Annotated in this window: 27 protein-coding genes; 15 read left to right on the top strand and 12 right to left on the bottom strand. The window is 66.9% G+C overall.

Going from position 1 to position 26,261, the window contains the following annotated elements; genetic code table 11:
- The 9 genes from H261_RS09630 to H261_RS09670 all read left to right on the top strand — a co-directional run.
- On the top strand, window positions 1–670 hold a 670-nt coding region (locus H261_RS09630), incomplete at its 5' end, for a S1 RNA-binding domain-containing protein (protein ID WP_008616881.1).
- A gap of 235 nt (window positions 671–905) precedes the next feature.
- Window positions 906–1,361, top strand: a complete 456-nt coding sequence (locus H261_RS09635; protein ID WP_008616882.1) for a MarR family winged helix-turn-helix transcriptional regulator — start codon at window positions 906–908, stop codon at window positions 1,359–1,361.
- 19 nt (window positions 1,362–1,380) lie between these two features.
- Entirely contained in the window at window positions 1,381–1,791 is a 411-nt protein-coding gene (locus tag H261_RS09640) for a DUF1398 domain-containing protein (RefSeq protein WP_008616883.1), read from the top strand.
- 129 nt (window positions 1,792–1,920) lie between these two features.
- On the top strand, window positions 1,921–2,448 hold the full coding sequence (locus H261_RS09645) for a TetR/AcrR family transcriptional regulator (protein ID WP_008616884.1): 528 nt from the start codon (window positions 1,921–1,923) through the stop codon (window positions 2,446–2,448).
- Window positions 2,449–2,484: 36 nt separating this feature from the next.
- Complete coding sequence (locus H261_RS09650; protein ID WP_008616885.1) at window positions 2,485–3,585, top strand: efflux RND transporter periplasmic adaptor subunit; 1,101 nt, start codon at window positions 2,485–2,487, stop codon at window positions 3,583–3,585.
- A complete protein-coding gene (locus H261_RS09655; RefSeq protein ID WP_008616888.1) occupies window positions 3,585–6,653 on the top strand; it encodes an efflux RND transporter permease subunit in 3,069 nt (1,022 codons plus the stop codon). The genes H261_RS09650 and H261_RS09655 overlap by 1 nt, the downstream gene beginning before the upstream one ends.
- A gap of 63 nt (window positions 6,654–6,716) precedes the next feature.
- On the top strand, window positions 6,717–7,442 hold the full coding sequence (locus H261_RS09660; RefSeq protein WP_008616890.1) for a metallophosphoesterase family protein: 726 nt from the start codon (window positions 6,717–6,719) through the stop codon (window positions 7,440–7,442).
- A complete protein-coding gene (locus H261_RS09665; protein ID WP_040476147.1) occupies window positions 7,432–8,118 on the top strand; it encodes an RluA family pseudouridine synthase in 687 nt (228 codons plus the stop codon). The genes H261_RS09660 and H261_RS09665 overlap by 11 nt, the downstream gene beginning before the upstream one ends.
- Before the next feature lie 108 nt (window positions 8,119–8,226).
- Window positions 8,227–9,036 carry a universal stress protein gene (locus H261_RS09670; RefSeq protein WP_008616892.1) on the top strand — a complete coding sequence of 270 codons (810 nt, stop codon included), beginning with the start codon at window positions 8,227–8,229 and terminating at the stop codon, window positions 9,034–9,036.
- A 128-nt stretch (window positions 9,037–9,164) separates the two neighbouring features.
- On the opposite strand, the gene H261_RS09675 is transcribed toward H261_RS09670, so the two are convergent.
- The 4 genes from H261_RS09675 to crcB form a co-directional block, all read right to left on the bottom strand.
- Entirely contained in the window at window positions 9,165–10,001 is an 837-nt protein-coding gene (locus tag H261_RS09675) for an OmpA family protein (protein WP_008616893.1), read from the bottom strand.
- A gap of 40 nt (window positions 10,002–10,041) precedes the next feature.
- Window positions 10,042–12,039, bottom strand: coding sequence for an AsmA family protein (locus H261_RS09680; RefSeq protein ID WP_008616894.1), 1,998 nt, complete (start codon window positions 12,037–12,039; stop codon window positions 10,042–10,044).
- Between the two features lie 140 nt (window positions 12,040–12,179).
- Window positions 12,180–12,524 (bottom strand): DUF190 domain-containing protein, encoded by a 345-nt coding sequence (locus H261_RS09685; protein ID WP_008616895.1) that lies wholly within the window; start codon window positions 12,522–12,524, stop codon window positions 12,180–12,182.
- A gap of 10 nt (window positions 12,525–12,534) precedes the next feature.
- Window positions 12,535–12,921, bottom strand: coding sequence for a fluoride efflux transporter CrcB (crcB, locus tag H261_RS09690; protein WP_008616897.1), 387 nt, complete (start codon window positions 12,919–12,921; stop codon window positions 12,535–12,537).
- Between the two features lie 226 nt (window positions 12,922–13,147).
- Between crcB and H261_RS09695 the strand changes: the two genes are divergently transcribed.
- From H261_RS09695 to H261_RS09710, 4 genes are all read left to right on the top strand, one after another.
- Window positions 13,148–14,422: a diguanylate cyclase domain-containing protein gene (locus tag H261_RS09695; RefSeq protein ID WP_040476151.1), complete on the top strand. Its 1,275-nt coding sequence runs from the start codon at window positions 13,148–13,150 to the stop codon at window positions 14,420–14,422.
- A gap of 42 nt (window positions 14,423–14,464) precedes the next feature.
- A complete protein-coding gene (modB, locus tag H261_RS09700) occupies window positions 14,465–15,157 on the top strand; it encodes a molybdate ABC transporter permease subunit (protein ID WP_008616900.1) in 693 nt (230 codons plus the stop codon).
- A 6-nt stretch (window positions 15,158–15,163) separates the two neighbouring features.
- On the top strand, window positions 15,164–16,255 hold the full coding sequence (gene modC, locus H261_RS09705; RefSeq protein WP_008616902.1) for a molybdenum ABC transporter ATP-binding protein: 1,092 nt from the start codon (window positions 15,164–15,166) through the stop codon (window positions 16,253–16,255).
- 63 nt (window positions 16,256–16,318) lie between these two features.
- Window positions 16,319–16,729 (top strand): hypothetical protein, encoded by a 411-nt coding sequence (locus tag H261_RS09710; RefSeq protein ID WP_008616903.1) that lies wholly within the window; start codon window positions 16,319–16,321, stop codon window positions 16,727–16,729.
- Here H261_RS09710 and H261_RS09715 read toward each other — a convergent pair.
- The 7 genes from H261_RS09715 to H261_RS09745 form a co-directional block, all read right to left on the bottom strand.
- Entirely contained in the window at window positions 16,726–17,022 is a 297-nt protein-coding gene (locus H261_RS09715) for a hypothetical protein (protein ID WP_008616904.1), read from the bottom strand. The genes H261_RS09710 and H261_RS09715 overlap by 4 nt on opposite strands.
- A gap of 87 nt (window positions 17,023–17,109) precedes the next feature.
- Window positions 17,110–17,631, bottom strand: a complete 522-nt coding sequence (locus tag H261_RS09720; RefSeq protein WP_008616905.1) for a hypothetical protein — start codon at window positions 17,629–17,631, stop codon at window positions 17,110–17,112.
- Between the two features lie 145 nt (window positions 17,632–17,776).
- Window positions 17,777–18,238, bottom strand: coding sequence for a hydrogenase maturation protease (locus H261_RS09725; protein WP_008616906.1), 462 nt, complete (start codon window positions 18,236–18,238; stop codon window positions 17,777–17,779).
- On the bottom strand, window positions 18,235–19,734 hold the full coding sequence (locus H261_RS09730) for a Ni/Fe hydrogenase subunit alpha (protein ID WP_008616907.1): 1,500 nt from the start codon (window positions 19,732–19,734) through the stop codon (window positions 18,235–18,237). The genes H261_RS09725 and H261_RS09730 overlap by 4 nt, the downstream gene beginning before the upstream one ends.
- A gap of 13 nt (window positions 19,735–19,747) precedes the next feature.
- On the bottom strand, window positions 19,748–20,299 hold the full coding sequence (locus H261_RS09735) for an NADH-quinone oxidoreductase subunit B family protein (RefSeq protein WP_008616908.1): 552 nt from the start codon (window positions 20,297–20,299) through the stop codon (window positions 19,748–19,750).
- Window positions 20,299–21,069, bottom strand: a complete 771-nt coding sequence (locus tag H261_RS09740) for a 2Fe-2S iron-sulfur cluster-binding protein (RefSeq protein WP_008616909.1) — start codon at window positions 21,067–21,069, stop codon at window positions 20,299–20,301. Before H261_RS09740 ends, H261_RS09735 begins: the two co-directional genes overlap by 1 nt.
- A complete protein-coding gene (locus tag H261_RS09745; RefSeq protein ID WP_008616910.1) occupies window positions 21,066–22,925 on the bottom strand; it encodes an NAD(P)H-dependent oxidoreductase subunit E in 1,860 nt (619 codons plus the stop codon). The genes H261_RS09740 and H261_RS09745 overlap by 4 nt, the downstream gene beginning before the upstream one ends.
- A 302-nt stretch (window positions 22,926–23,227) precedes the next feature.
- On the opposite strand from H261_RS09745, the gene H261_RS09750 reads away from it, so the two are divergent.
- Both H261_RS09750 and H261_RS09755 read left to right on the top strand, forming a co-directional pair.
- Window positions 23,228–23,656 carry a GNAT family N-acetyltransferase gene (locus H261_RS09750; protein WP_235062910.1) on the top strand — a complete coding sequence of 143 codons (429 nt, stop codon included), beginning with the start codon at window positions 23,228–23,230 and terminating at the stop codon, window positions 23,654–23,656.
- On the top strand, window positions 23,656–24,066 hold the full coding sequence (locus tag H261_RS09755) for an Rrf2 family transcriptional regulator (RefSeq protein ID WP_008616912.1): 411 nt from the start codon (window positions 23,656–23,658) through the stop codon (window positions 24,064–24,066). The genes H261_RS09750 and H261_RS09755 overlap by 1 nt, the downstream gene beginning before the upstream one ends.
- A 46-nt stretch (window positions 24,067–24,112) precedes the next feature.
- On the opposite strand, the gene H261_RS09760 is transcribed toward H261_RS09755, so the two are convergent.
- Complete coding sequence (locus H261_RS09760) at window positions 24,113–26,167, bottom strand: methyl-accepting chemotaxis protein (RefSeq protein WP_008616913.1); 2,055 nt, start codon at window positions 26,165–26,167, stop codon at window positions 24,113–24,115.
- Between the last annotated feature and the right edge of the window lie 94 nt (window positions 26,168–26,261).

Here is a 26,261-nt window from a genome sequence, read left to right on the forward strand (position 1 = left end):
CGGTGTCAATCCCCTCGACGCCTCCGCCGTCCATCCCGAGGCCTATCCGGTGGTCGAGCGCATCGTCAAGGCCACCGGACGGCCGGTGAAGGCGCTGATCGGCGACGCGCCATTCATCCGTTCCCTCGATCCCAGGGAATTCACCGACGAGCGCTTCGGCGAGCCGACGGTCAAGGACATCCTGAAGGAGCTGGAGAAGCCCGGCCGCGATCCGCGCCCCGAATTCAAGACCGCCGCCTTCAAGGAGGGCGTCGAGACCCTGAAGGACCTGACCCCCGGCATGATCCTCGAAGGCGTGGTCACCAACGTCACCAATTTCGGCGCCTTCGTGGATATCGGCGTGCACCAGGACGGGCTGGTCCACATCTCGGTGCTGGCCGACCGCTTCGTCAAGGACCCACACGAGGTGGTCAAGCCCGGCGATCTGGTCAAGGTCAAGGTGCTGGAAGTGGACATGAAGCGCAACCGCATCGCGCTCTCCATGCGCATGGACGCCCAGCCGGTCCCCGCCAGGAAGGACGACGGTCCCGCGCCGCGCCGCGACGACCGCCGCCCGGCCCCCAGGCCCAGCAGCGGCAGCCGGCCCCCAAGCCGGACGACGGCGGCGGGGCCTTCGCCGCCGCCTTCGCCAAGGCCAAGCAGAAGAAGTAGTAATGCCAAATCCCAATGAGCCGAGCTCATCGGGATTTGGTCAGGCCCAAGGGGCCGCGCGGCTTCTGCCGCGGAAGGCAAGGGTTTCGGAGAAACCCGCCCGCCGCTGAGGGCGCCGCTAATCGGTTTCGATCAGCGGGATATGGTATAAGCCGGCGGAACGGCCGGCGGTCCTTGCGCCGCCGGTTGCGCCAATCTGATTGACTAGGCAATCATTGTGCGGTAGTTTCCTAGTCAATCAGATGAGGAGGCCCATGCTGCCCGCTGTGTCCGAATTGACCGACCATCTTGGTTATTGGCTCCGTCAGGTGTCCAACCATGTCTCGCACTCCTTTGCCCGCCGGCTGGCGGCGAAGGAGGTGACGGTGGCCGAATGGGCCTTGATGCGTATGCTCTACGGCCAGGAGCCCATGTCTCCCAGTCGGCTGGCCGACCGGATGGGGCTGACGCGCGGCGCCGTCACCAGGCTTGCCGGGCGGCTGATCGCCAAGGCCCTGGTCGTCCGCGAATTCTGCCCCGATGACCGGCGGGCGCAAACCCTTGGGCTGACCGCCAAGGGCGAGGCGTTCGTTCCCGAACTGGCCGTGCTGGCGGACCTGAACGATGCCGCCTGTTTCGCCCATCTGTCCGAGGAGGAGCGCCGGGTCCTGGAACTCATCTTGAAAGGCATGGTGGCGCGGCTCGGCCTCACGGCCATGCCCGTTGACTGACGGTAGGAAGGAGACTCCCATGGACGTGCGCGGGGCCGAAATTGCCCAGACATGCCTGAACGGCGCCGAAGACGGCACCATGACCTTTCCGCAGATCGTGGCGATGCTGATGTCGGAAGGGTTCGAGGGCTATGCCGTCGATTACCGGCGGTCCTGCGCCACCTATTACCGCCCCGACGGTGACAGCGTCGTGCTGCCCATGCTCCGCGACGGCACGCCGGTCGCCGCCGCCTTCGACGCGGTCGCCATCCAGGCCGCGATCCGCGAGGCGCAGCAGATGGCGGCAGGCTACACCTATGCCGGCTTTTGCCGGAAGGTCCGGGCGGCCGGCTGCGCCGGCTACATGGTGTCCTTCTCCGGCCGCCGCGCCCTGTATTTCGGCCGGACCGCAGAAATCCACGCGGAGCTGTTTCCGGATCAGGCGCCGTAGCGTTTCAAAGCCGTACTTTTCAAACGGAATAGTCCCGGCCGCATTCCCCCTATGCGTCCGTCTGACTAGACTCGGCAGTTCAGTTTCCTATACCGTCCAGCCGGTACAGTAAGGAACCGAGTCCCCCCCATGAGCACCCGTGAGAGAATCATCGATTCCGCCATGGCCATCGTCCGCGACCAGGGCGTGACCAAGCTGACCCTGGACGAGGCCGCCAAGGTGGCGGGAATCAGCAAGGGCGGCGTGCTCTATCATTTCAAGAGCAAGGACGACCTGATCCGCGGCATGGTCCAGCGCCTCATCGAGCAGTGCGACCAGCTCAACCACGAGCATTACCAGCGCCAGCCGGAGGGGGTCTATCGCTGGGCGCGCACCCTGGTGCACGCCTGCTTCGATCCCAACGGTCCGGCTTTCGACCCGGTGGGCGGCGCCCTGCTGGCCGCCGTCACCGTCAATCCCGATCTGGTCGCCCCCATCCAGGCCATGTACGACCGCTGGATGGAGCGCATCAAGAGCGACAGCCCCGACCTGGAACGGGCCGGGCTGATCTGCACCGCCATGGACGGCGTCTATTTCCAGCGCCTGATGGGTATCAATCTCAGCGATGCCGAGGGGGCCGAGCGCCTCAAGCGGCACGCCCTCGATCTTCTGAAGTAACGGAGCCTCGCCATGAAAGCCAAACGGATAATTATCATGCTGGCGGGCTCCGCCATCGTGTTCGGTGGGGTGTTCGGCTTCGTCGCCTTCAAGAACCACATGATCAAGCAATTCTTCGCCACCATGCCCAAGCCGGTGGTGGCGGTGACCATCGCCAAGGCGGGCCTGACCGAATGGCGGGCGGTGGTGCCGGCGGTGGGCACCTTGCAGGCAGTCAACGGCGTCGACATCTCGGGCGCCATGTCGGGGCTGGTCAAGTCCATCGCCTTCGAATCCGGCCAGGACGTGAGGAAGGGCCATGTGCTGGTGCAACTGGACACCGACGTGGAGATGGGCGATTTGCGCAGCGCCCAGGCCGAACTGGCCCTGGCCCGCACCAGCTACGACCGCAGCGCCACGCTGCTCAGGTCCAACACGGTCAGCGTCGCGGCCCTGGAAAAGGCCGAGGCCGAGTTGAAGGTCCGCCAAGCCAAGGTCGCCGGGCTGCAGGCCCAGATCGCCAAGAAGACCATCGCCGCCCCCTTCGACGGCCGGCTCGGCGTGCGCAAGGTCGATCTCGGCCAGTATGTCCAGCCGGGCCAGATGGTGGCCAACCTGCAGGACCTGTCGCTGATGCTGTGCGATTTCTCGGTGTCGCAGAAGGATCTCGGCCTGCTGGGAATCGGACAGGCAGTGCGCATGACCACCGACGCCTGGCCGGGTGTGGTGTTCGAGGGCACGGTGGCCGCCATCGAGCCGCTGGTCGATGCCAAGACCGGCATGGTCTCGGTCCAGGCCCGTTTCCCCAACGCCGACGGGAACCTGCGCCCCGGCATGTTCGCCCGCATCGAGATCGAGCGTCCGTCCGGCGCCCCGGTGGTGACGGTGCCCGCCTCGGCGGTGGCCTACAACCTGCACGGCGACGCGGTGTTCGTGGTCAGGGAGGACGCCGGCCCCGACGGCAAGACGGTGTCCAAAGCCGAACGCGCCGTGGTCCAGCTGGGCGAGCGCAAGGACGGAATGGTGGTCATCCGGTCGGGAATCTCCCCCGGCGACGTGGTGGTGACCTCGGGCCAGGTCAAGCTGGAGCACGGCTCGCTGGTCAGCGTGGCGGCCAGCGATCCCCTGAAGACGGCGGCGGCCGGGGCGGTGCGGTGATGTTCGACATCTTCATCAAGCGGCCGGTCCTGGCCGCCGTGGTCAGCCTGCTGATCCTGTTCATCGGCCTCAGGGCCCTGATGAGCCTGCCGGTGCGCCAGTATCCCGAGATGACCAACACGGTCATCACCATCACAACCAGCTTTCCCGGCGCCGATTCCGACATGATCCAGGGCTTCGTCACCCAGCCGATCCAGAAGGCGGTGGCCACGGCCGAGGGCATCAACTACCTGACGTCGCGCTCCATCCAGGGGCTGTCGGAGATCAAGGCGTTCATCCGCCTCAACGATGACCCGGAAACCGCCATGACCGCCGTCATGAGCAAGGTGGCCGAGGTCCGTTCGGTGCTGCCCAAGGGCATCAACGATTCCGTCATCAAGAAGGAGACCGGGCAAAGCTTCGCCTCGGCCTATCTCGCCTTCTCGTCCGACCGCCTTTCCCAGCAGCAGATCACCGATTACGTCATGCGGGTGGTGCAGCCCAAGCTGGCCGCCGTGCCCGGCGTCGCCAACCCGGAAGTGTTCGGCGGCCAGAAATTTTCCATGCGCATCTGGCTGGACCCGGAAAAGCTGGCCCAGCATGGCATGGGGCCCGACGACCTGAAGGCGGCGTTGACCAGCAACAACTTCACCTCGGCCTCGGGCTCGACCAAGGGCGCCTACGACGTGGTCAACACCCAGGCCTCCACCGACCTGAAGAGCGTCGAGGAGTTCCGCCAGCTGGTGGTCAAGCATGACGGCGCGCGGCTGGTGCGCCTGGGCGACGTGGCCGGTGTGGAACTGGGGCCGGAAAACGACGACATGAGCGTGTTCGCCGGCAACGAGCGGGCTATTTTCGTCGGCATCTACACCACGCCGGAAGCCAATCCCCTGTCGGTGATCCGTCAGGTGCGCGAAGAGGCCCTTCCGGCCCTGCAGGCCCAGCTGCCGCCCGGCCTGACCGCCAAGATCGCCTATGATTCCACCTTGTTCATCGACGCCGCCATCACCGAGGTGGCCAAGACCATCGCGGAAGCCGCCATCATCGTCATGGTGGTGATCTTCTTCTTCATGGGCTCGGTGCGTTCGGTGGTGATTCCGGTGGTCACCGTGCCGCTGTCGCTGATCGGCGTGGCGGTGCTGCTGCTGTCGCTGGGCTTCTCCATCAATCTGCTCACCCTGCTGGCCATGGTGCTGGCCATCGGGCTGGTGGTCGACGACGCCATCGTGGTGGTGGAGAATGTCCACCGCCATATCGAGGAAGGCTTGCCGCCGTTCCGCGCCGCCCTGGTGGGCACGCGGGAAATCGCCGGGCCGGTGATCTCCATGACCATCACCCTGGCCGCCGTCTACGCCCCCATCGCCTTCATGGGCGGGCTGACCGGTTCGCTGTTCAAGGAATTCGCCCTGACCCTGGCCGGGTCGGTGGTGGTGTCGGGAATCATCGCGCTCACGCTGTCGCCCATGATGTGCTCGAAGATTCTCAAGCACGAGGACGACAAGAAGGGCCTGCCCGCTCTGATCGACCGCACCTTCGACCGGGTGCGGGCCAAGTACGAGAGATGGCTGGCCGCCTCCCTGGCCGACCGTCCCACCACCCTGATCTTCGCCCTGATCGTGCTGGGCTCGCTGCCCTTCCTGTTCCTGGCGGTGCCCACCGAGCTGGCGCCGGAAGAGGATCAGGGCGTGGTGTTCACCGCCTATAACGGCCCGGCCTCGGCCAATACCGACTTCATGGAAGCCTTCTCGCACCAGATTTCCGCCAAGCTGAAGGCCTTTCCCGAAACCAGCGAGACCTTCCTGATCAACGGCATGGGCGCCATCAGCCAGGGCTTCGGCGGCGCGGTGCTGACCGCCTGGGAAGACCGTGACCGCTCGGCCAAGGCGTTGACCGCCGCCATCCAGCAGGCCCTCAACGAGGTGTCGGGGGTCAAGGCCTCGGTGTTCCCGCCGCCGCCGCTGCCCGGCGTCGATGGCCTGCCGGTGCAGTTCGTGCTGTCCTCCATCGCCGATTACCAGCAGCTCAACGATATCCAGGGCGAGCTGATGAAGCGGGCTCAAGGCTCGGGCATGTTCGCCTTCATCGACGCCGACCTGAAGATCGAAAGCCCCCAGACCCAGGTGATCATCGATCGCGACAAGGCGGCGGCCTACGGCATCTCCATGCAGCAGATCGGCGACGCGCTGGGCACCATGACCGGGGGCAATTACGTCAATCTGGTCAACCTGCAGGGCCGTTCCTATCAGGTGATCCCCCAGGTGCCGCGCGAGTTCCGCCTGGACCCCGCCCAACTGGGCCGTTACCACGTGCGCGCCGCCTCGGGCGCGGCGGTGCCGCTGTCGTCCCTGGTCAGCCTGGGATCGATGGTGCGCCCCGTTTCGCTCAACCAGTTCAACCAGCTGAACTCGGTGACCATCCAGGCCTTTCCCATGCCCGGCGTGACCCTGGGCCAGGCCCTGGAGCTGCTGCGCAACCTTGCCGCCGAATTGCTGCCCCAGGGCACCACGGTGGATTACGCCGGCCAGTCGCGGCAATACATGCAGGAGGGCAACGCCCTGGCGATGACCTTTGTCTTCGCCCTGATCATCATCTTCCTGGTGCTGGCCGCCCAGTTCGAAAGTTTCCGCGACCCGCTGGTGATCATGGTCTCGGTGCCGCTGTCCATCTGCGGCGCCCTGATCCCCCTGGCGCTGGGCGTGGCCAGCATGAACATCTACACCCAGGTGGGCCTCGTCACCCTGATCGGCCTGATCACCAAGCACGGCATCCTGATCTGCGAGGTGGCGCGCGAGCGCCAGGAAGCCGACGGCCTCGACCGCGCCAGCGCGGTGATGGTCGCCGCCGGCCTGCGCCTGCGGCCCATCCTGATGACCACGGCGGCCATGGTGGCCGGCCTGATCCCCCTGCTGTTCGCCAGCGGGGCGGGGGCGGCGTCGCGCTTCTCCATCGCCGTGGTGATCGTCGCCGGCATGACCATCGGCACCTTGTTCACCCTGTTCGTGCTGCCGGTGATCTACACCTTCGTCGCCGCCGAGCGCCGCACCGCGCCCGAAGCCGAAGCCGAAGAAGCTCCGGCGGCGGCCGAGTAACCCCGTTGCGCCCAGCCCGTCCCGGGTCCACCATGACCTTGGGATGGGCGTGCGAGGCATGTCATGGCGGTTGCCGTACTGGTTCTGTCCGACCTGCACATGGAGGTGCCGGGGGCCGATGTCTTCCGGCCCCGCACCGAGGGCGCCGACCTGATCGTCCTGGCCGGCGACATCCACCAGGGAACCAAGGGCCTGCGCTGGGCGGCGCGGCTGGCCGAGGGCTACCGCCGCCGGGGCCTGCCCGTCCATTTCCTCGAGCAGGACAGCGTGGTCGTCCAGGCGGGGGGCGTTTCCGTCCGGGTGATCGGCGCCACCCTATGGTCCGACTTCACCCTGCACGGCGAGACGGCGCAGGCGGCGGCCATGGAGAAGGCGGTGGCCCACATGCCCGACTATCGCATGATCCGCACCGGCTGGGCGCCCTGGCACCGCTTGCGGCCAGCCGATACCTTGGCGGTGTGCGAATCCACCATCCGCCACCTGTGGGAGATCGTGATCCATCCCTTCGACGGCCCAACCATGATCGTCACCCATACCGGCCCGTCGTTCCGCTCTATCTCCTCCCATTACAGTACCGACATCCTGTCGCCGGCCTTCGCCTCCGATTTCGAGGAGGTCATCCGTTTCGGCCACGTGGCCCTGTGGGTGCACGGCCACGTCCACCACAGCGTGGATTATTCGGTGTTTTCCACCAGAGTGGTTGCCAATCCGCGCGGATACTGGCCTGATCGCATCAATCCAGACTTCAACCCCGGCCTGATCGTAGAACTCCCCACCCATGATTCCTGAGGACCTTCAAGCCCGCGTGCTGTATCGCGACCCGGCCGTGCTGGTCATCGACAAGCCCGCCGGGCTGGCGGTGCATGCCGGACCCAAGGGCGGCGAGCACCTGATGCTCTATCTCGACGCCCTGCGCTTCGGCCTGAACCGGCGGCCCGAGCTGGCCCATCGCCTGGACCGCGAGACCTCGGGCTGCTTGGTGCTGGGCCGCACCGCCAAGGCCCTGGCGGCCCTGGGCGAGCTGTTCGCCACGGGACTGGCCGGCAAGACCTACTGGGCGGTGGTGGTGGGCAAGCCGCGCGAGGAGGCTGGAACCATCGACTACGCCCTGAAGAAGCGGGAAAAGAAGTTCGGCTGGCGCATGGAGGTGGACCGCTCCGGTCTGGCCTCGCTGACCGAATGGCGGCTGCGGGGCAGCGACGGGCGGCTGTCCTGGCTGGAATGCCGGCCGCTGACGGGGCGCACCCATCAGATCCGCGCCCATTGCGCCGCCATCGGCCATCCCCTGGTGGGCGATGCCATCTATGGCCGCGGCACCGGCACCCTGGCCGGCGACCGGCTGATGCTGCACTCGCGCGCCATCGTCCTGCCGCTGGCGGCGGGCAAGCCGCCCATCCGTGCCGAGGCCCCGGTCCCCGAGCATATGCTTGCGGTTTTCCAGGGGTGCGGCTGGGCGTCTTCGTAAAGCGGCAAACCAATACCGATTTACTTATTTCGCTTGACGCGCGGCCCGGCTGGGGGTGAACTATCCTGACCGGCAACATCAACGGACCGGGTAAACAGGGTGGGGGCTATGAAGATCAAGGACATTCTCGTCCATCTGGACGGCGACAACGTCGAGAGCGGCACTCTCGCCCTGGCGGTAGCCCAGGCCAAGCGCTTCGGCGCCCGGCTGACCGGCCTGTTCGCCCGCAAGGAAATCAGCACGACCGCCATGGTGGCGCGCCAGCCCAGCGGAACCCTGCTGGCCCAGGCCGACGCCGCCCGCAAGGCGTTCGAGGCGGCCGCCGCCGGCCTCGAGACCCGCTGGTGGCAGATCGTCCACGGCGCCGAGGCCGACCTGCTGAGCGAGGCGGTGTTCTGCAGCCACTATGTCGACCTGGTGGTGGTCTCCCAGCCCGCCGCCTACGGCAAGAACATCCCCGAGACCATGGTCGAGCAGATCATCCTCAATTCCGGCCGCCCCGTCCTGGTGGTGCCGGTGGAATACACCCACCGTCCGCTGGGCAAGCAGGTGGTGATTGGCTGGCGTTCCGGCAAGCAGGCGGCCCGCGCCCTGCACGATTGCCTGCCCCTGGTGGACGGCGCCGAGCAGGTGCTGGTCGCCTCGGTGCGCGGCTTCTCCCCCATGGACAAGACCATGCCCCAGGTGGACATCATCGACCACCTGCGCGTCCACGGGCTGCCGGTCACCGGCGAGCGGGTCAACACCGAGGGTCTGGGCGTCATGGACTCGCTGCTGTCGCGGGCCTACGACATCGACGCCGATCTGCTGGTCATCGGCGGCCATGTGGGCAAGACCCTGTCGTTCTCCGGCAAGGCCGGCGCCGGTACCCGCCACATCCTGGCCCACGCCAGCATCCCGGTTCTGTTCAGCTGCTGAGGCTGTAGGAAAGGGCGCGAAGGATTCATCCCTTCGCGCATCCCTGTTCCTCTCGCCCCTCTTCTTAAGGAAAAGGCCCCCTTCCCGATCGGGAAGGGGGCCTTGGCGTTCAGGAGCGCCGGCCGGTCCTACTTCTCGAAGTAGATCTCGACGCGGCGGTTCTTGGCTTCCTTGGTGTTGGCCTTGGTGGGCACCGCCAGCTTGGAGAAGCCGAACGACTTGGCGTCGATGGACTTGATGCCCATCTTGGCCAGCTGCTTCTCGACCGCCGCGGCGCGGGCGTTTGACAGCTTGTCGTTATAGCCGGCCTTGCCGACGGTATCGGTGTGACCGGCGACGTAGATGCTGGTCGGCTTGATCTCGCCGGCGGCGGCGGCCACGTCCTTGAGGGTCTTCAGGGCCTCCTTGGTCAGGCTCGACTTGTTGAAGTCGAAATAGACGATGAAGGTCTTGACGATCTTGGGGGCGGGGGCGGCGGCCTTGACCTGCAGTTCCGGCTCGGTCTTCAGGAAGGTGGCGCGGCATTGGGAATTGGTGTCGCCCTCGGCCTCCTCTTCGATCCAGCAGTCGAACATCACCTGGGCCTTGGCGGCGGCGGCGGGGACGCGCTCGCGGGCGCCGTTGCCGAAATAGCCGACCAGGCGGGCGCGGGCGGCATCCAGTTCCTTGACCCGGTCGGGCATCAGCGGCCAGTCGGAGGTCACCTCGGGGTCGCTGATCTTGCCCTGGGCGGCGGCCATGCCCTTGCGGGCGAACAGCACGGCGTGATCCCACTCGTGCTCGACGGTCGCCTCGTGCTTGGCATAGGCCTTGTACTCGGTGAACAGCGCCTTGGTGAAGGGCGAGCCGGCGGTGGGCGCCGGGGCTTCGAGGATCTCGTTGACCTCGGCCACTTCCCAGGGAGTGGCGCAGGCGCCCAGCAGGGCGGTCATGCCGATGGCTGCGGCCAGATGCAGGAACTTCATCGTCGTTGTCTCCGTTGAATTCATTGATTTATTGAATACGTCAGCGTCCGAAAAGCTTCATGGGGTTCAAGGCGTCGGTGGGCGACGATCCCGACGGCTTGCCGCCCCCGGTACCGGGAATCAGGCTTTCCACCGCCTTGCCCACGTTCTGGACGTTCTGCTTGAGCAGGGCCTCCAGGTCGGGGCGATAGCTGAGGTTGTCCCAGGGACCGCTCACCAGGATCGGCACGACGATCCCCGCCGCGTTGCCGCCGCCCTGGCCTTCCAGGCTGGCGACCACCTTGGGGTCGATGCGGTAATTGACGCTCCGTTGGGGCAGATCGACGGTGCCCTTGCCCTCGACGCGCAGCAGCGGCGACTTCAGGGCCAGGTCGTTGTTGCTGAGGATACCCTTGGTGATGGTGAAGGTGCCGCCCAGCTCGGCGAAGTCGGTCTTCTCGGTCGACTTGGCGCCGCCGGTAAAGGCGGTGGCGACGTTGCGGGCCATGGCGGCGAGGTTGATGCCCTTGATGGCGCCGTTGAGGAAGGTCAGCGCCCCCTTGCCGTTGAGGGACGAGACGATCTGGCGCTGGGTCTTGCCCTGGCCCGCCACGGTGACGTCGAAATTACCGGTGCCCGACAGGCGGTCGGAATCGGCGGCGTCGGTCAGGAACGGCTCGGCCTGCAGGCCCTTCAACTGGAACGAGGCGTCGACCCCCACCATGGACGCCTGCGAGCCGTCCAGCGCCACGCGGCCCTTGCCGGCGCCCTGGTAAAGTGCCAGTTCGGTGAGGTCGGCGGCCAGCTTGCCGTCCTTGATGACCAGCTTCAGCGCGCTCTTGCCCACCTTGATCTTCCGGACCAGGATGCCGGCGCAGGAGAGCGAGAAGTCCACGTCGGCGGCCTTGAGGCCGGAAGCGTCGATGGGATCGTCGCTCCAGCCCTGCTGGGCCTTGGCCGGCGGGGCCGCGCCGCCGGGCGCCGCCTTGCCGTCGCCGCCCTTGGCCGGCCCGCCTTCCGGCGGCAGGTAGGGATTGACGTCGAGCATGTCCACGTCCAGGCGGCCCTTGATGGAAGGCCTGGAACCGCCGGTATTGACGGTAACGTCGCCCCTGGCCTTGATGGCGTCGATGGCGATGGCGGCCTGGGTGAAGGCGATCTGGGTCGGCCCGGCGACCAGCTTGCCGCTGATGGCCAGCGGCCCCAGCCCGTTGCCGGCCATGGTGATGGGCGAGCCCGCCCAGGCGGCCAGGTTGCGGATCGACGGCACGCTGAGGTCGAGCATGCCGTCCACGCCGGGCTTGGCGCCGCCGGTGGCATTGCCCTTGAGGCCCAGCTTGACCGGCTCGGAGGCGATGGCGATGTCGAGCGCGCTGCTCTGGCCGTCCATCAGGGCCTTCAGGCTGGCGACGCCCAGGTTCAGCTCGATCTTCTTGGCGTTCCACACCAGGCTGCCCTTGGCCGACAGCGGCTCGGACAGGCTTTTCAGCGCCACCTGGAGGTTAATCTCGCTCACCTCCTGCTTGGCGCCGGTCTTGCCGTCGATCTGGGTCAGCTTGCCGTTGGTGATGCGCACATCGCCCAGACGGATGTCGTTGAGGCCGGAGGAGGAGGGCGCGGCGGCGGGCTTGTCGGCGGGCTTGGCGGCGGCGGCCGGCTTGCCGTCGGGCGGGGTGTCGAACACCCAGTTGCCCTTGCCCTGGCGGTCGGTTTCCAGCGTGATCACCGGATCGACCAGGACGAAGCTGTCCACCTCGACCTTGCCGCCGAGCAGCGGCATCAGCTTGAGCCGCACGTCGACGGCGCCCAGGCGGATCAGGTCCTTGGTGGTGAAGCCCGGCGGATTGGCCAGGGCGACGTTGCCCACCTGCACCGACAGCGATGGGAATACCGACACCGAGACCTTGCCCTGGATGGACAGGTCGCGGCCGGTGGCGCCCTTGACGCCGGCGACCACTTCACTTTGGATACGCTCCGCCGGAATCATGGCCGGCAGGGCGACGAGGGCGCCAACGATCACGACGACCAGCACGCCCAGTGCGATCAGGACTTTCTTCATGCGCATCCCCCGATGCCCCATGGGGTCGTGGTGACCCCACGCATTAGACATTCAGCTTATACCCATGGGCGAATTTGTCCAGATACCCTGTGGAATCATTCGGAAACCGGGCGTGACATCCTGACTTCGCTGGTTTTTGTCTATGACGATGGGTTGGGGCCGTAGCGCAGGACCTGAATCCGTTCCAGGGTGATCAGGCCCTTGTCGCCCATCATGACGTCGAGGATGGGGAGAAATGCCTCGATCTTTTCCGGGGAATCAACGATCTCGATGACCATGGGCAGGTCCTCGGACAAGGCGAGGATCTTGGCGCTGTGCAACCGCGACGAATGGCCGTAGCCCAGCGGACCGCGCAGCACGGTGGCCCCGGCCAGGTTGGCGTGCCGGGCTTCCCGGACGATGGTCTCGAACAGCGGCTTGCCGTCGTGGCGGGCCTGCTCGCCGACGAAGACCCGCAGCAGGGTGGCGTCCTTGGGAATGCGCATGGCCGCTCTCCTATCTGTTGAGGATCAGGGCCGCCGCGTGGCCGAGCCACACCGCCACCAGGCACAGCGCCACCGATCCCATGACGTTCATCCCGGCGGCCAGCCATTCGCCGTCCTGGGCCAGGGCCAGGGTCTGCAGGCTGAACGACGAGAAGGTGGTGTAGCCGCCGCAGATGCCCACCATGAAGAAGGTCCGCCACTCGCTGGGGACGTAGAGGCGGCCATCCGCCGCGGTCAGGGTGGCGAACAGGCCGATGGCCGCCGAGCCGCTGACGTTGACCACCAGGGTTCCCCAGGGAAAGGTGCCGGCGCCGGACGCGGAAACCACCGCCGCCAGCCAGTAGCGCAGCGTGCCGCCGATGGCGCTTCCCAGGGCGACCAGGGCATAGGTGAGCATGCGCCGCTTTCCGTGTGGTGGACCGATGGCTCCGACTATGCCCCCTCGGCCGGTCCGGTCAACAGGAAACGCCCCTTGCGAACAATGCGTATAGGCTTGGAGGGGGGATTCGCCATATATTGTCGTTGGTTCGGGATGAGCATTCCCATCGGGCGAGAGTCCGAGGCTCCGGGGGGAGCCGAAGGAGGGGGGAGAGCATGCGTCATCGTGATTCTTGGTTGTGGCAATGACGGAACTTGACCCCTCCGGTTTGGCCGGCGTGCTCGAGGACAGCCCCATCGGCGTTTCCATATCGCGCAAGCGCGACGGGGCGATCGTCTTCGCCAACCATACCTTCTGCGAGCTGATCGGCGTGCCGCGCGCCACGGTGATCGGTTCCAAGGCCCGCGACTACTACGTCGACGACCAGCAGCGCGCCACGGTGATCAACTACATGAAGCGCCACGGCAGCGTCGATCATGCCGAGGTGCAGTTCCGCCGCTCGGACGGCGCGCCGTTCTGGACGCTGCTGACCATCCGCGAATCCCTGTTCGGGACCGAGCCGGTCAACTTGGCCTGGGTCTACGACATCACCGACCGCAAGAACTCGGAGGAGCGGCTGCAACTGGCCGCCAAGGTGGTGGAGACCGCCAACGAGGGCATCATGATCACCGGCCCCGACGGCACCATCGAGGCGGTCAACACCGCCTTCACCCGCATCACCGGCTTTTCCCTGGACGAGGCCATCGGCAGGAAACCCAACATCCTGAAGTCCGGCCGCCACGACAACGATTTCTACCGCGACATGTGGCGCTCCATCCTCGACACCGGCCAGTGGCAGGGCGAGGTGTGGAACCGGCGGCGCACCGGCGAGGTGTTCATCGAGTGGCTGTCCATCGCCACGGTGCGCGACGCCTTCGGGGCGGTGTCGCACATGCTGGGCATCTTCAGCGACATCACGGCGCGCAAGGAGGACGAGGAGCAGGTGTGGCGCCAGGCCAATTTCGACGCCCTGACCGGCCTGCCCAACCGCTCGCTGTTCCTCGACCGCCTGGGCCAGGCGGTCAAGGCGGCCAAGCGCGACAAGACCCGCTTCGCCCTGCTGTTCATCGACCTGGACGGCTTCAAGTCGGTCAACGACACCTTCGGCCACGCGGTGGGCGACCTGCTGCTGCAGGAGGCGGCGGCAAGGCTGTTGCTGTCGGTGCGCTCGTCGGACACCGTGGCCCGGCTGTCGGGCGACGAGTTCACGGTGATCCTCCACGACGTGGAGGGGCGCAACGAGATCGGCAACGTGGCGGCCAAGGTGGTCTCGCGGCTGGCCGAGCCCTTCGACCTGGACGGCCATAATGCCGGCGTCCAGGCCAGCGTCGGCATCGCCGTCTTCCCCGACGACGCCGACGACGCCGCTCTGCTGATCCGTCTGGCCGACCGGGCCATGTACACGGTCAAGGGATCGGGCAAGAACAATTTCGGCTTCCATGAGATGCCGGAACGGCTTGTCTATCCGCTGGATGCGTGATGTCCTAGCCTCCGCCCCGTAACCCAAGGGATGGAGACCGGTATGTTCACCCTGACGCCGCTCGAGATCGAGGCGTTGCGCCTGTCTCTGCTGGTGTCGTTCTGGGCGGTGGCGGCGTCGCTGCCGTTCGGGGTGGGCTGCGCCTGGGTGCTGGCCCGCCTCGACTTTCCCGGCAAGGCCGTGGTGGACGGCATCATCCACCTGCCGCTGGTGCTGCCCCCGGTGGTGGTGGGCTACGGCCTGCTGGTGGTGCTGGGCCGGCGCGGCGTGGTGGGGGCCTGGCTGCACGACTGGTTCGGCATCACCCTGGCCTTCACCTGGAAGGGGGCGGCGGTGGCCTCGGCGGTGATCGCCTTTCCCCTGATGGTCCGCGCCATCCGCCTCGCCCTGGAAGGCGTCGACCGCGGCCTGGAACAGGCGGCCCGCACGCTGGGCTGCGGCCCTGTCCGCACCTTCTGGTCGGTGACCCTGCCGCTCATGCTGCCCGGGGTGCTGACCGGGGTGATCCTGGGCTTCGCCCGCTCGCTGTCCGAGTTCGGCGCCACCATCACCTTCGTCTCCAACATTCCCGGCGAGACCCGGACGCTGCCCATCGCGCTCTATGCCCTGACCCAGGTGCCGGGCGGCGACGAGGCGGCGTTCCGGCTGTGCGTCATCTCGGTGGTGGTGGCCTTCGCCGCCCTGCTGGCCTCCGAGTTCCTGGCGCGCCGCGTCCAGGCCCGGCTGAAAGGGTAGGGGCGCGTGCTGGAACTGGACGTCCGCCGCCGCCAGGGCGACTTCAACCTGGATGTCCGCCTCTCGGCCGGGCCGGGGGTGACGGCGCTCTATGGCCGCTCGGGCTCGGGCAAGACCTCGGTGATCAACATGGTGGCCGGGCTGGCGCGCCCCGACGAGGGGGTGATCCGCGTGGACGGGCGGATGCTGTTCGATTCCCGGGCCGGCATCGATCTGGCTCCCGAGGCGCGGCGCCTGGGCTACGTCTTCCAGGAGCACCGGCTGTTTCCCCATCTGTCGGTGCGCGGCAATCTGGAATTCGGGGAAAGGCTGCTGCCCGGCTCCGAGCGCACCCAATCCTTCGACAAGGTCGTCCAATTGCTGGGGATCGAACACCTGCTGGACCGCCGTCCCGCCAGGCTGTCGGGCGGCGAGAAGCAGCGCGTCGCCATCGGCCGCGCCCTGCTGGCCAGCCCCCGCATCCTGCTGATGGACGAGCCGCTGGCGGCGCTGGACCCGGCGCGCAAGGCGGAATTGCTGCCGTTCATCGCCCAACTGGCCCGGCAGTTCGGGGTTCCCATCCTCTATGTCAGCCATTCCATGGACGAGGTGCTGCGCCTCGCCGATACCCTGGCCCTGATGGATGGTGGCGCGGTGGCGGCCTCGGGGCCGCTGGAAAGCCTGATGGGCGATCCGGGCCTCCGCCCGCTGACCGGCCGCTACGAGGCGGGCGCGGTGATCGCCGCCGTGGTGGCCGGCCACGATGCCGGATTCGGCATCAGCCGCCTGGCCTTCGACGGCGGCACCCTGATCGTCGGCCGTTCGGAACTGGCGGTGGGGGCGAAGGTCCGGGTGCGCATCCATGCCCGCGACGTGGCCATCGCCATCGAGGCGCCCGAGCGGGTCAGCATCCGCAACGTGCTGCCGGCCAGCGTGGTCTCGGTGGCGGCGGCCGACGCCTTCCTGGTGGACGTGGTGCTGGCCTGCGGCGCCACCCGGCTGTGGGTGCAGATCACCGCCCTGGCCCAGGCCCAGCTGAACCTGATGCCGGGCATGCGGGTCCATGCCCTGATCAAGGCCCTGACCATCGCACGGGGTGACGTGGCGTCTGTGGATTAGGTCCTATACCGTCATGGAGAAACGTCGTAGGCTTTGGGGCATAGCAACCAATGGAGGCCGTCCATGAAAGTCTGGTTCCTGCTGGTTCCCCTGATGCTGGGTGTGGCCGTTGGCCAGGTCTCCGCCGCCGATAGCGGCGGATTGGGGACCGTCCTCAAGGATGCCGCCACCGACGCCGCCGGGCAGGCGGCCCGCGACACCATCGACAAGACGGCGCCGCGCAGCGACCGGGATCGCGATGTCCGCGACCGCCGCGACCGTGACCGGGACGTCCGCGACCGTCGCGATGACCGCGACCGCCGTGACGCCCGCGATGATCGGGACCGCCGTGACGACCGCGACCGCGACCGCGATCGTCGTGACTACCGCGACCGTGACCGCGGTGATGCCCCCGGCAAATCCTATGAGCACCGCCGCGACGGGCGGGGTGCCCAGGACAATCCCGGACGCGGCAAGAACCGTCGCGACGACTAGCGGCTCTCCATCTGGTGGCGGCAATCGCAGCCCTGGCCGGCGGCGATCCAGCGCGCCACCAGCCTTGCCGCCCAGCGGCGGGGCAGCAGGGGGGCGAAGCGGGCCGGCTCGGCCAGCACGCCGCAGACATAGCGCCCGTCTTGCCAGTGCAGGGCGGGGCAGGGGCCTTTGCGGCAGCGGAACAGCACAATTCCCAGGGGACAGGTCGCCACGGCGCAGCACAGGCCGCAGCCGTTGCACATCGCGCCGTATTCCGGCTTGGGCGGCGCCTCGGCGTGCAGTCCGACCTTCACGGGGGATGCGGGCGTCCCGCCCGCGCTCCGCAACAGCGGAACTTTGTAGAGTGCGAGCGTCCCGCCCGCAATGGCCGATGGGGGGCGTCACAGCGTCACTTCGTGTTCGAAGTAGTCCTTGTTGCGGATGTCGGCGCCGGATTTGGTGCGGTCGATATAGACCACCTTCCAGCCCGGCATCTCTTCCTTGATGCGGCGGGCGATGTTCAGCGCCCGGGTCTGGAAAGCCTCGGTCACGGCCGGCGTCACCGCCTCGACCCGGTCGAGCGATTGCTTCCACGCCACGATTTCGGATTTGAGGCCGGGCGACAGCAGCACCGGGGCCGGCTCGGCGGTCTCGTCGTCGCTGTTCCACACCCCGTCCGAGCCGTAATAGCACATCAGGCGCACCCAGACCTGGCGATCGCCGCCGCGTCCCGGCGCGCCGGTCACCGTCATGGCGGACAGGCGGGAATTCTCGGCCCGAAGGCGTCCGATCTCGGCCGTCGCCTCGGCCAGCATGCCGGCCAGGCAATTGCCGTCATGCCGCCCGGTCTCTGCCGCCGAGGCGCAGCGGCAGGTCGGCGCGGGAAAGCCCTGCAGGCGGGAAATCAGGTCGGTGTCGGACATGATGGAATACCCCTGTTTGAATGCGTCGCCAGCATAGTCCCGCACCGGGCGGCATGCCCGTGTTCTATGAACCGGTCGGCCATGCAGGGAATGGATTTCCCAACCCTTTCAGGCGGGGCCTTGCGGCCGGGGCGGCCGCGCTCCGTCATTCGGCGGCAAGCCAGGCCTTCGTCCAGGCCAGGGCCGCGTCGAGATGGGCTTGCGCCGCCGCGCTCAGCGGTTCGCCCAGTTCGAACGCCTCGCCGGCGATGGCCAGCAGGGTGCAGGGCGGTGGCGGCATTCGCTTGATCTCGGTAAAAACGTGCATGACGCCCTGGGGCGACAGGGCATGGCTGGTGAACGAAGCATCCTTGGCCGGCAGGATGGGAGCGGCCCGGAACGGCGCATCATCCGGCGCGGCGGAGGCGTCGACGAACAGCACCCGGTCGCGGCCCTCCAGGTCGAGGGCATGCTCCACCTGCAACTGGAAGTCGGTAAGCAGCTCCACCGGCCCCCATTCGGGATGGGCGTCGCGCAAGGCCTCGACGGCGTCGAGCAAGGCGGGACCCAGGGCGTCGTCGCCGCGCGACGGATTGCCCCAGCCGAAGATCAGGGTGGGGGCGGTCACGCCGCCCCCTTGCCCACCCGCCCCTCGGAATCCTTGGTCATGCGGTCGATCTCGCGGCCCGATGCGTCCACCAGCGTCACCTCCAGCGGCATCTTGCCCAGCGCGTGGGTGGCGCAGGACAGGCAGGGGTCGAAGCAGCGGATGGCTACCTCGATGTGGTTCAGCAGCCCCTCGGTGATCTCGTGCCCCTGAAGGTAGTTCTTGGCCACGTCCCTGACCGCCACGTTCATGGCGGTGTTGTTGTTGGTGGTCGACACGATCAGGTTGGCGTAGGTCACCACGTCGTCGGCGTTGACGCGGTAATGGTGGAACAAGGTGCCGCGCGGCGCCTCGATCACGCCGATGCCCTCCTCGCGCCGGGGGCCGGTGGCCATCAGTTCGGCGCCCATGATGTCGGGATCGAGCAGCAGGTCCTTGATGGTCTCGGCGGCGCACAGCATCTCGATCATCCGCGCCCAGTGGAAGCCGAGCGAGCCGTGCATGGGCTTGCCGTTGCCGTGGGCGATCAGCTCCAGACGCTCTTCCTCCGCCTGGGGCGTGGGGATGCGGTCGCAATTCTGCACGCGGGCCAGGGGGCCGACCTTGTACCAGCCCTTCTCCTCACCCAGGGTGGTGATGTAGGGGAACTTCATGTAGCTCCACGGCTTGACGCCCTCGGTCAGCAGGGAGGAATAGCCCTGGTAGCTGACCTGATCGAAGATCACCTCGCCGTCCTTGTCGCGCGCCCGCAGGGCACCGTGGTAGAAGTCCAGGTCGCCCTTGTCGTCCACCAGACTCATCATGGTGGTGGGCACGTCGCCGAACACGTCGTAGAGCGCCGGGTTGGAACGGTGCAGCGTCTTGATGATGCGCACCGCGTCGCGGCTCCAGGCGATCATCTGATCGGCATCCTTGAGGAGATAGTCGCGCTCCTCCAGGCTCAGCGACTTGTTGACGCCGCCGGGGATGGAACCGGTGCCGTGAACCCTTTTTCCTGAGGTGACGCGGATCACCTCCTGGCCGAACTTCCTGAGCAGCACGCCCATCTTGGCCACGTCGGGATTGGCGGCGGCGACGCCGACGATGTTGCGCCTGGCCACGTCGGAATCAAAGCCGAACAGCAGGTCGGGCGAGGACAGGTGGAAGAAGTGCAGGGCATGGCTCTGCAGCATCTGGCCGTAATGCATCAGGCGGCGGATCTTCTCGGCGGTGGGAGTCAGAATCCCGCCGTTGACGATCATGTCCATGGCCTTGGAGGCGGCCAGGTGGTGCGATACCGGGCAGATGCCGCACAGGCGCTGGACCAGCACCGGCACTTCCCAATAGGGGCGGCCCTCGATGAACTTCTCGAAGCCGCGGAACTCGACGATGTGCAGGCGTACCTGATGCACCTGGTTGTCGTCGTCCAGCAGGATGGTGACCTTGCCGTGGCCCTCGACCCGGGACACGGGCTCGATGACGATGCGCTTCAGCGCCTCGGGGTTCCTGGCGGTTTCCAGTTCGAATTGGTGCCTCATTGCGGGCGTTCCTTCAGTCGTAATGGATCAGGCCGTGGCCCAAGGTGGGCGTGCGGCCGGCCAGGAGGTCGGTGAGAAACTTCCAGATGGCGTCGCCGGATGGCGGGCAGCCGGGCAGGAAGTAGTCGATGCGCACCACCTCGTGCAGGGGGTGGACCTCGTTCAGCAGCAGCGGAATCTCGGGATCGTTGGGAATGTGCACGCCGCGCCCCGGCTGGGCGTAGACGGCGGCCAGGATGTCCCTGATGTCCAGGCTGTTGCGCTGGGCGGGCAGGCCGCCGTTGATGGCGCAGGCCCCCATGGCGATCAGGATCTTGCAGTTCTTCCTGAACTCGTGGAGCACATGGACGTTCTCGGCGTTGCACACGCCGCCCTCGATGATGCCGATGTCGCAATCGGGGCTGCAATGCTTGATGTCGGTGATGGGCGAGCGGTCGAATTCCACCAGTTCCACCAGATCGAGGATGCGCTCGTCGATGTCGAGGAACGACATGTGGCAGCCGAAGCAGCCGGCCAGCGAGGTGGTGGCGACCTTGAGCTTGCGTTTGGGGAGGGGAGCGTTCATCACACCTGCTCCTTGACGGGCGCGTATTGCACCGGATTGTCGCTGATGGGGGCGATGTCGAAGCGGCGCTGGCCGTAGGGCACCTCGAAGCCGTGGCGCTTGTGCAAGATGACGCCCACCGGACAGACATTGGCGGCCTTGTCGGTGGCGGCCAGATTGGTGTCGCCCAGCTTGCCGCTCTCGCTGTTGCAGATCAGGTGCTTGGTGTTGCCGCGGCCCGACAGGGCGAAGACGTTCTTCTTGTCCACCTCGGCGCTGGCCCGCACGCACAGCTCGCACAGGATGCAGCGGTTGAAGTCCAGCAGCACGTCGGGATGGCTGGCGTCCACCTCGCGCTTGGAGAAGTATTGCGGGAAGTGCGGGTCCATCACCCCCAGATCGTAGGCGAGGCCCTGGAGCATGCACTTGCCGCTCTTCTCGCAAGAGGGACAGTAATGGTTGCCCTCGACGAGGAGCATCTGCACCAGGGTGCGGCGCAGGTCGAGGATTTCCGGCACCTCGCTTTCCACGTGCTGGCCTTCCTGGGCCGGCGTGGTGCAGGACGCGGCGGCGCGGCCGGGGATCTTGACGCTCTGGCCGTCCTCGGTGGTCACCGTGCGGGAATCGATGCGCACCGTGCACAGTTTGCACGAGCCGTGCGGCTTGAACTCCGGGTGGTAGCACAGATGCGGGATGAATTTACCCGCACTCAGCGCCGCCTGGATGATGGTCTGGCCTTCCTCGAAGGGGATTTCCTCTTCATCGAGGAAGAAGGTCTTGGGATCGCTCATGAGGGGTCTCCCGCCTTGGTGCCGAGACCGGCCCGGGATTTGCGGTGGGCAATGTGGAAGTGGGCGCCGGGATCGTCGCGGCCCGTCACCTCGCGCATCTTCGAAAGCGCCTTGTCGAGATCGAAGGCCGGCTCGAAGTCGCGCACGTTGAGCCGCAGTTCGTAGGAGGGGCGGAACTTCTGCAAGGTGTCCGCGACGCAATTGCCCGCCGTCTGGCCCAGGCCGCAATGGCTGGCGGTCTTCAGGGTGCGGATGACCCGCCAGATATCGTTGATGTCGTACTCGCCGCCGTGGCCCTCGTCGATCTTGTCCATGGCGTTGGCCAGCAGCGTGGTGCCCACCCGGCAGGGGGTACAGAAGCCGCAGCTTTCATGCACGAAGAAGTGGGCGAAGTTGCGCGCCACCTGGAACATATCGCGGGTGTTGTCGAACACCATGAACGAGCCGCCGGTGGGAATGTCCTCGAAGGCGATGCGTCGCCCGAACTCGTTGGGCGCCACGCACAGGCCCGAGGCGCCGGCGATCTGGCAGGCCTGGGTGTCGCGGGCGCCGCAATCGGCCAGCACTTGGCTCACCTTGACGCCGTAGGGGTACTCGTAGATCCCCGGCCGCTCGCAATCGCCGGAGATGGAGAGAATCTTGGTGCCCGCCGATTTGGGGGTGCCGATGGCCTTGTACCAGGCGGCGCCCTTGGCGGTGATCAGCGCCGCCGAGGCCAGGGTCTCGACGTTGTTGACGGCGGTGGGCTGGCCGAGATAGCCCGAGGTGACGGGGAAGGGCGGACGCTTGCGGGGCACGCCGCGCTTGCCCTCCAGGCTTTCCAGCAGGGCGGTTTCCTCGCCGCAGACATAGGCGCCGGCCCCCATGTGGATCTCGATGTCGAAGTCGAAGCCGGTGCGGCCCAGGATGCTTTGCCCCAGCAGTTTGGCGGCGCGGCGCTTCTCCAGCACCGCGTTGAGCGGCTCCAGCAGGTAGCGGTATTCGCCGCGCAGATAGACGAGGCCCTTCTTCGCCCCGATGACGTAGCCGGATACCGTCATGCCCTCGAACACCATGTCGGCGTAGGAGGACAGCAGGACGCGGTCCTTGAAGGTGCCGGGCTCGCCCTCGTCGGCGTTGCACACCACGTAATGGGCGGGATTGGCCCCGCTGCCCAGTGCGGCGCGGCAGAAATCCCACTTCTGGCCGGTGGAGAAGCCGGCGCCGCCGCGCCCGCGCAGACCGGATTCCTTGACGGCATCCAGCACTTCCTGCGGACTTTTCAGCGCCTTCAGGGCGTCGCCCGGCTGGAAATCGGCGCCCAGCAGGGCGTCCTTGCGCCGGATGTTGTCCTCCACCGTGAAGAACTCGGCCGGCCATTCGGCCAGGGGTGTCTGGTGGCGGATCAGTTCGACGATCTGATCGACCCGCTCGGCGGTCATGCGGGTGACGGGGCGGTAGTTGACCAGCAGGGCCGGCCCCTGGTCGCACAGCCCGGTGCACGACGTGGTGTCGACGCTGACCAGCCCGTCCTCGGATACCCGGCCGGGCTTCAGCCACAGCTTCTTGCACATGCGGGCCATCAGATCGGCGTTGCCGGCCATGCGGTCGGTGATGTTGTCGCTCCACAGCACGCGATAGCGGCCCAGGGGCTCGGTGTGGAAGAAGTGGTAGAAGCCGGCCACCCCCTCGATCCGGCCGCGGGGCAGTCTGGTGCCCTCGGCCACCCTGGTCAGGATGTCGGGCGACAGCCAGCCGGTCTGTTCCTGAATCTCGCGCAGAATCTGCATCAGCCGGGTGCCGTCGCCCCCGTGGCGGAGCAGGGCCGCCTCTACCACGGCGCTGTCGCCAGAGCCGTTGGAATTGCCATTGGGCATTCGAGTTCTCCCCACCCGTTCACGGCCGGTGCCCGGATTTGACCAGGCTCAAAAAGCCTACACCCGGCGAGGACATTCGCCAACCCGGCACATGTCGGCGACGCCCGCCACCGGCTCATGGCTGAAAGGACGTCATTGCTGGGCTTGAAGATGCATAATTAGAAATGGCGTTGTAATCATCGGAATGCTGCAGTAGAACGGTTTTACCAGTACTGAAGGCGGTCTCGATGGCAAATCCACAGGCTAGGCAATCCGAAAGAAAACCTACTGTCCGTCTCGCAAAGGCGACAGACATTCCGCAAGTGATTGCCATCGATACGGAGAATACTGGTCTATCCAAGGCCGAGTATTGGGAAGATTTGTTCGAGCGTTACAACAACCGCTCGAATGATATGGATGATGATGCCCAACCTAAATCCGTAAAACGGTACCGATTTTTCTTGGTGGCCTGCGACGGGGATACCGTTCTTGGATTCATCATCGGTGAAGTCCGCGCCTGGGAGTTCGGTTCGCCGCCCTGCGGCTGGATTTTCGCGGTGGGTGTCCGCAACAACATCCGCCAGGGCGGTGTCGGCCACACGCTGCTCGAGGCGCTGAACGACCGTCTGCGCAAGGCGGGCGTCTCCAAGGTCCGCACCATGCTGGCGCGCGACGACACCCTGATCATGAGCTTCTTCCGCAGCCAGGGCATGATGGCCGGTCCCTTCATCCAGTTCGAGAAGGATCTCTGATGAAGCTCCAGAAAGCCACCCGCTGCGCCCTGTTCGCCATTCTCGAGCTGGCCTCGGGCCAGGATCGCCAGCTGTCGGCCAACGAGATCGCCGAGAAGTACGGCATCAGCACCAACCATCTGGCCAAGGTGCTGCGCTCGCTGGGCCGGGTCGGACTGGTCGAGGCGGTGCGTGGCGCCGGCGGCGGCTACCGCTTTTCCGGCAACCGGCGGCGCACCACCTTGCTGGATATCATCCAGCTGTTCGAGACCATCGACCCCATCCGCAACGGCGAGCGGGAAGACGGCGACGATACCGCCGAGGGCAAGGGGCTGTGCCAGGTGCTGATGGAGATCGAGGATACGGCCCGCGCCACCTTCGCCTCCATCACGCTCGATACCATGATCAAGCTGGTGGAAAAGCACCGCTGAGGCCCGGGTCCCGGCCCAAGGCCGGGACAACGATGGCGGGAAGACCCTAAACCGCCCGGATTTCTCCCAGGAAGCCGTCGATGGTGGATTTGAGGCGCACCGCCTCGTTCCCCATGGCCTTCGAGGCGTCCAGCACTTCGTCGGCGGCGGCGCCGGTCCGGCCGGCGGCGTCCTGGACCCCGCCCACATTGGCCGAGACCTCGGCGGTGCCGGCGGCGGCCTGCTCGACGCTGCGGGCGATCTCCTGGGTGGCGGCGCTCTGCTCCTCCACCGCGCTGGCGATGCCGGCGGTGATTTCCCCCACCTCGCGGATGATGGCGACGATGTCCGAGATGGCCTGGACCACCTTCTCGGTCTGCTGCTGCACCGAGGCGATCTGCTGGCCGATCTCGCCGGTGGCGCGCGCCGTCTGGTTGGCGAGGTTCTTCACCTCGCCCGCCACCACGGCGAAGCCCTTGCCCGCCTCGCCGGCCCGCGCCGCCTCGATGGTGGCGTTCAGCGCCAGCAGGTTGGTCTGCGACGCGATATCGTTGATCAGGGTCACCACCTCGCCGATCTTGCCGACCATGGTGGCCAGGCCGGTGACGGTGCCCTGGGCCTCGCCGGCCTCGGCCACCGCGTTGACCGAAATCTCGGCGGAGCGGTGAACCTGGCGGCCGATTTCCTGGATGGACGAGGTCAGTTCCTCGGCGGCGGCGGCCACCGTCTGGACGTTGGCCGAGGCCAGTTCGGTGGCGCCGGCCACCACGGTGGCGCGGTTGTTGGTGTCGCTGGCCGCACGGCTCATGGAGGCGGCGGTGCCCTGCAGCCGCTGGGCGGCGGCGGAGACAGCCTCGACCATGCGCTCGGCCGAGCCCTGGAAGCGGTTGACCAGCGTCTCGATGGCCTGGCCGCGCAATTCGCGCTGATGGGCCTCGGCCAGTTGCTTGTCGGCCAGATCGTGGCCGCGCATCATGGCGTCCTTGAAGATCTGCACCGAGCGGGCCATGGCCCCCATCTCGTCGCCGCGTTCGGTCCCGCCGACGCTGACCGAGAAATCATCGGCGGCCAGGCGGTCCATGGTGCCGACCAGCGAGCCGATGGCCGAGGTCATCTGACGCACCACCGTCCAGCCCACCGCCAGGGCGATCACCAGGGCGGCGACAACGCCGACGATAGTGGTGATCAGCACGCCCCTGGCGTCGCCGTTGACCTGGGCGGCAAGGGACTGAACGTCGGCGGCCATGCGGTCCTCGACCTTCTTCAGCAGGTTGATGCGTGACGTCGAGGCGGCGAACCAAGCCGGGCCGGTGACGTCGCCGATGGAGCCGGTGGCGGTGCTGTCCAGCCCCACCTTGCGCATGCGCTCCACCGTACGGCTGGCCTCGTCCTCCAGGGTGGCGCGGTAGAATTCAGCCTGTGCGGCGGCGGAATTGGTCAGGAACTCGCCCAGGAACAACTGCTGTTCGGCGACGATGGAAACGAAGCGGCGATAGACGTCGGGTTCGAACTTTCCGGCGGCGAAGGCGCCGGCGGCGGTGGCCCGCTCCTGCCCGGCCTTCTCCTTGCCTTCCATCAGCTTGAGATAGGCGCCGATCATCCGCCCGACCCGGATATCGCTGGACAGCAGGGCGATCTGGTTGACCACGTCCAACTGGAAGCGGATGGTCTCGGTGAAGTTGCCCAGCGAGGTCCGGCCGTCGATGCCCAGCGAATCGATGGCGCCGCGGGTGGCGATCAACGCGTCGAGCCGCTTGGCCGCCGCCTCGACCTTGGGGGGGAAGCTCGAGCCCAGGGCGGCGAGGTCGACGCCGGCCAGCGAACGGACCAGCCGGGCGCGGGCCTCGTCGGTCAGCTTGCGCTGCGCCTGCATCTCGTCGCGGAACTTCTCGCCCTTGCTGCCGATATAGACCGCCGAGGCGCCGCGCTCCTTCTGCACCTCGTGCACCAGGGCGCTGATGTCGGCGGTCAGCGGGGCGATGCCGGCCAGGGTCGAGGTTTCCGACACCACCCGCGCCTTGTCGCTGATGACATAGCCCGCCAGCCCGAGAATCAGGATGATCGGGAAGAGGAACGACAGGGCGATCTTCGCCGAAATTCTGATATCGGTCAGCCGGATCATGGGCAAGCCTCCACACGTGAACTTTGTGGATAAAGGTCCCCCAACCCTTTTCCAGACGGCGACCTACCATACAAAGGTCGCGCTGCCAAGCAGG

The sequence above is a fragment of the Paramagnetospirillum caucaseum genome (assembly GCF_000342045.1).
Classification (GTDB): Bacteria; Pseudomonadota; Alphaproteobacteria; order Rhodospirillales; family Magnetospirillaceae; genus Phaeospirillum; species Phaeospirillum caucaseum.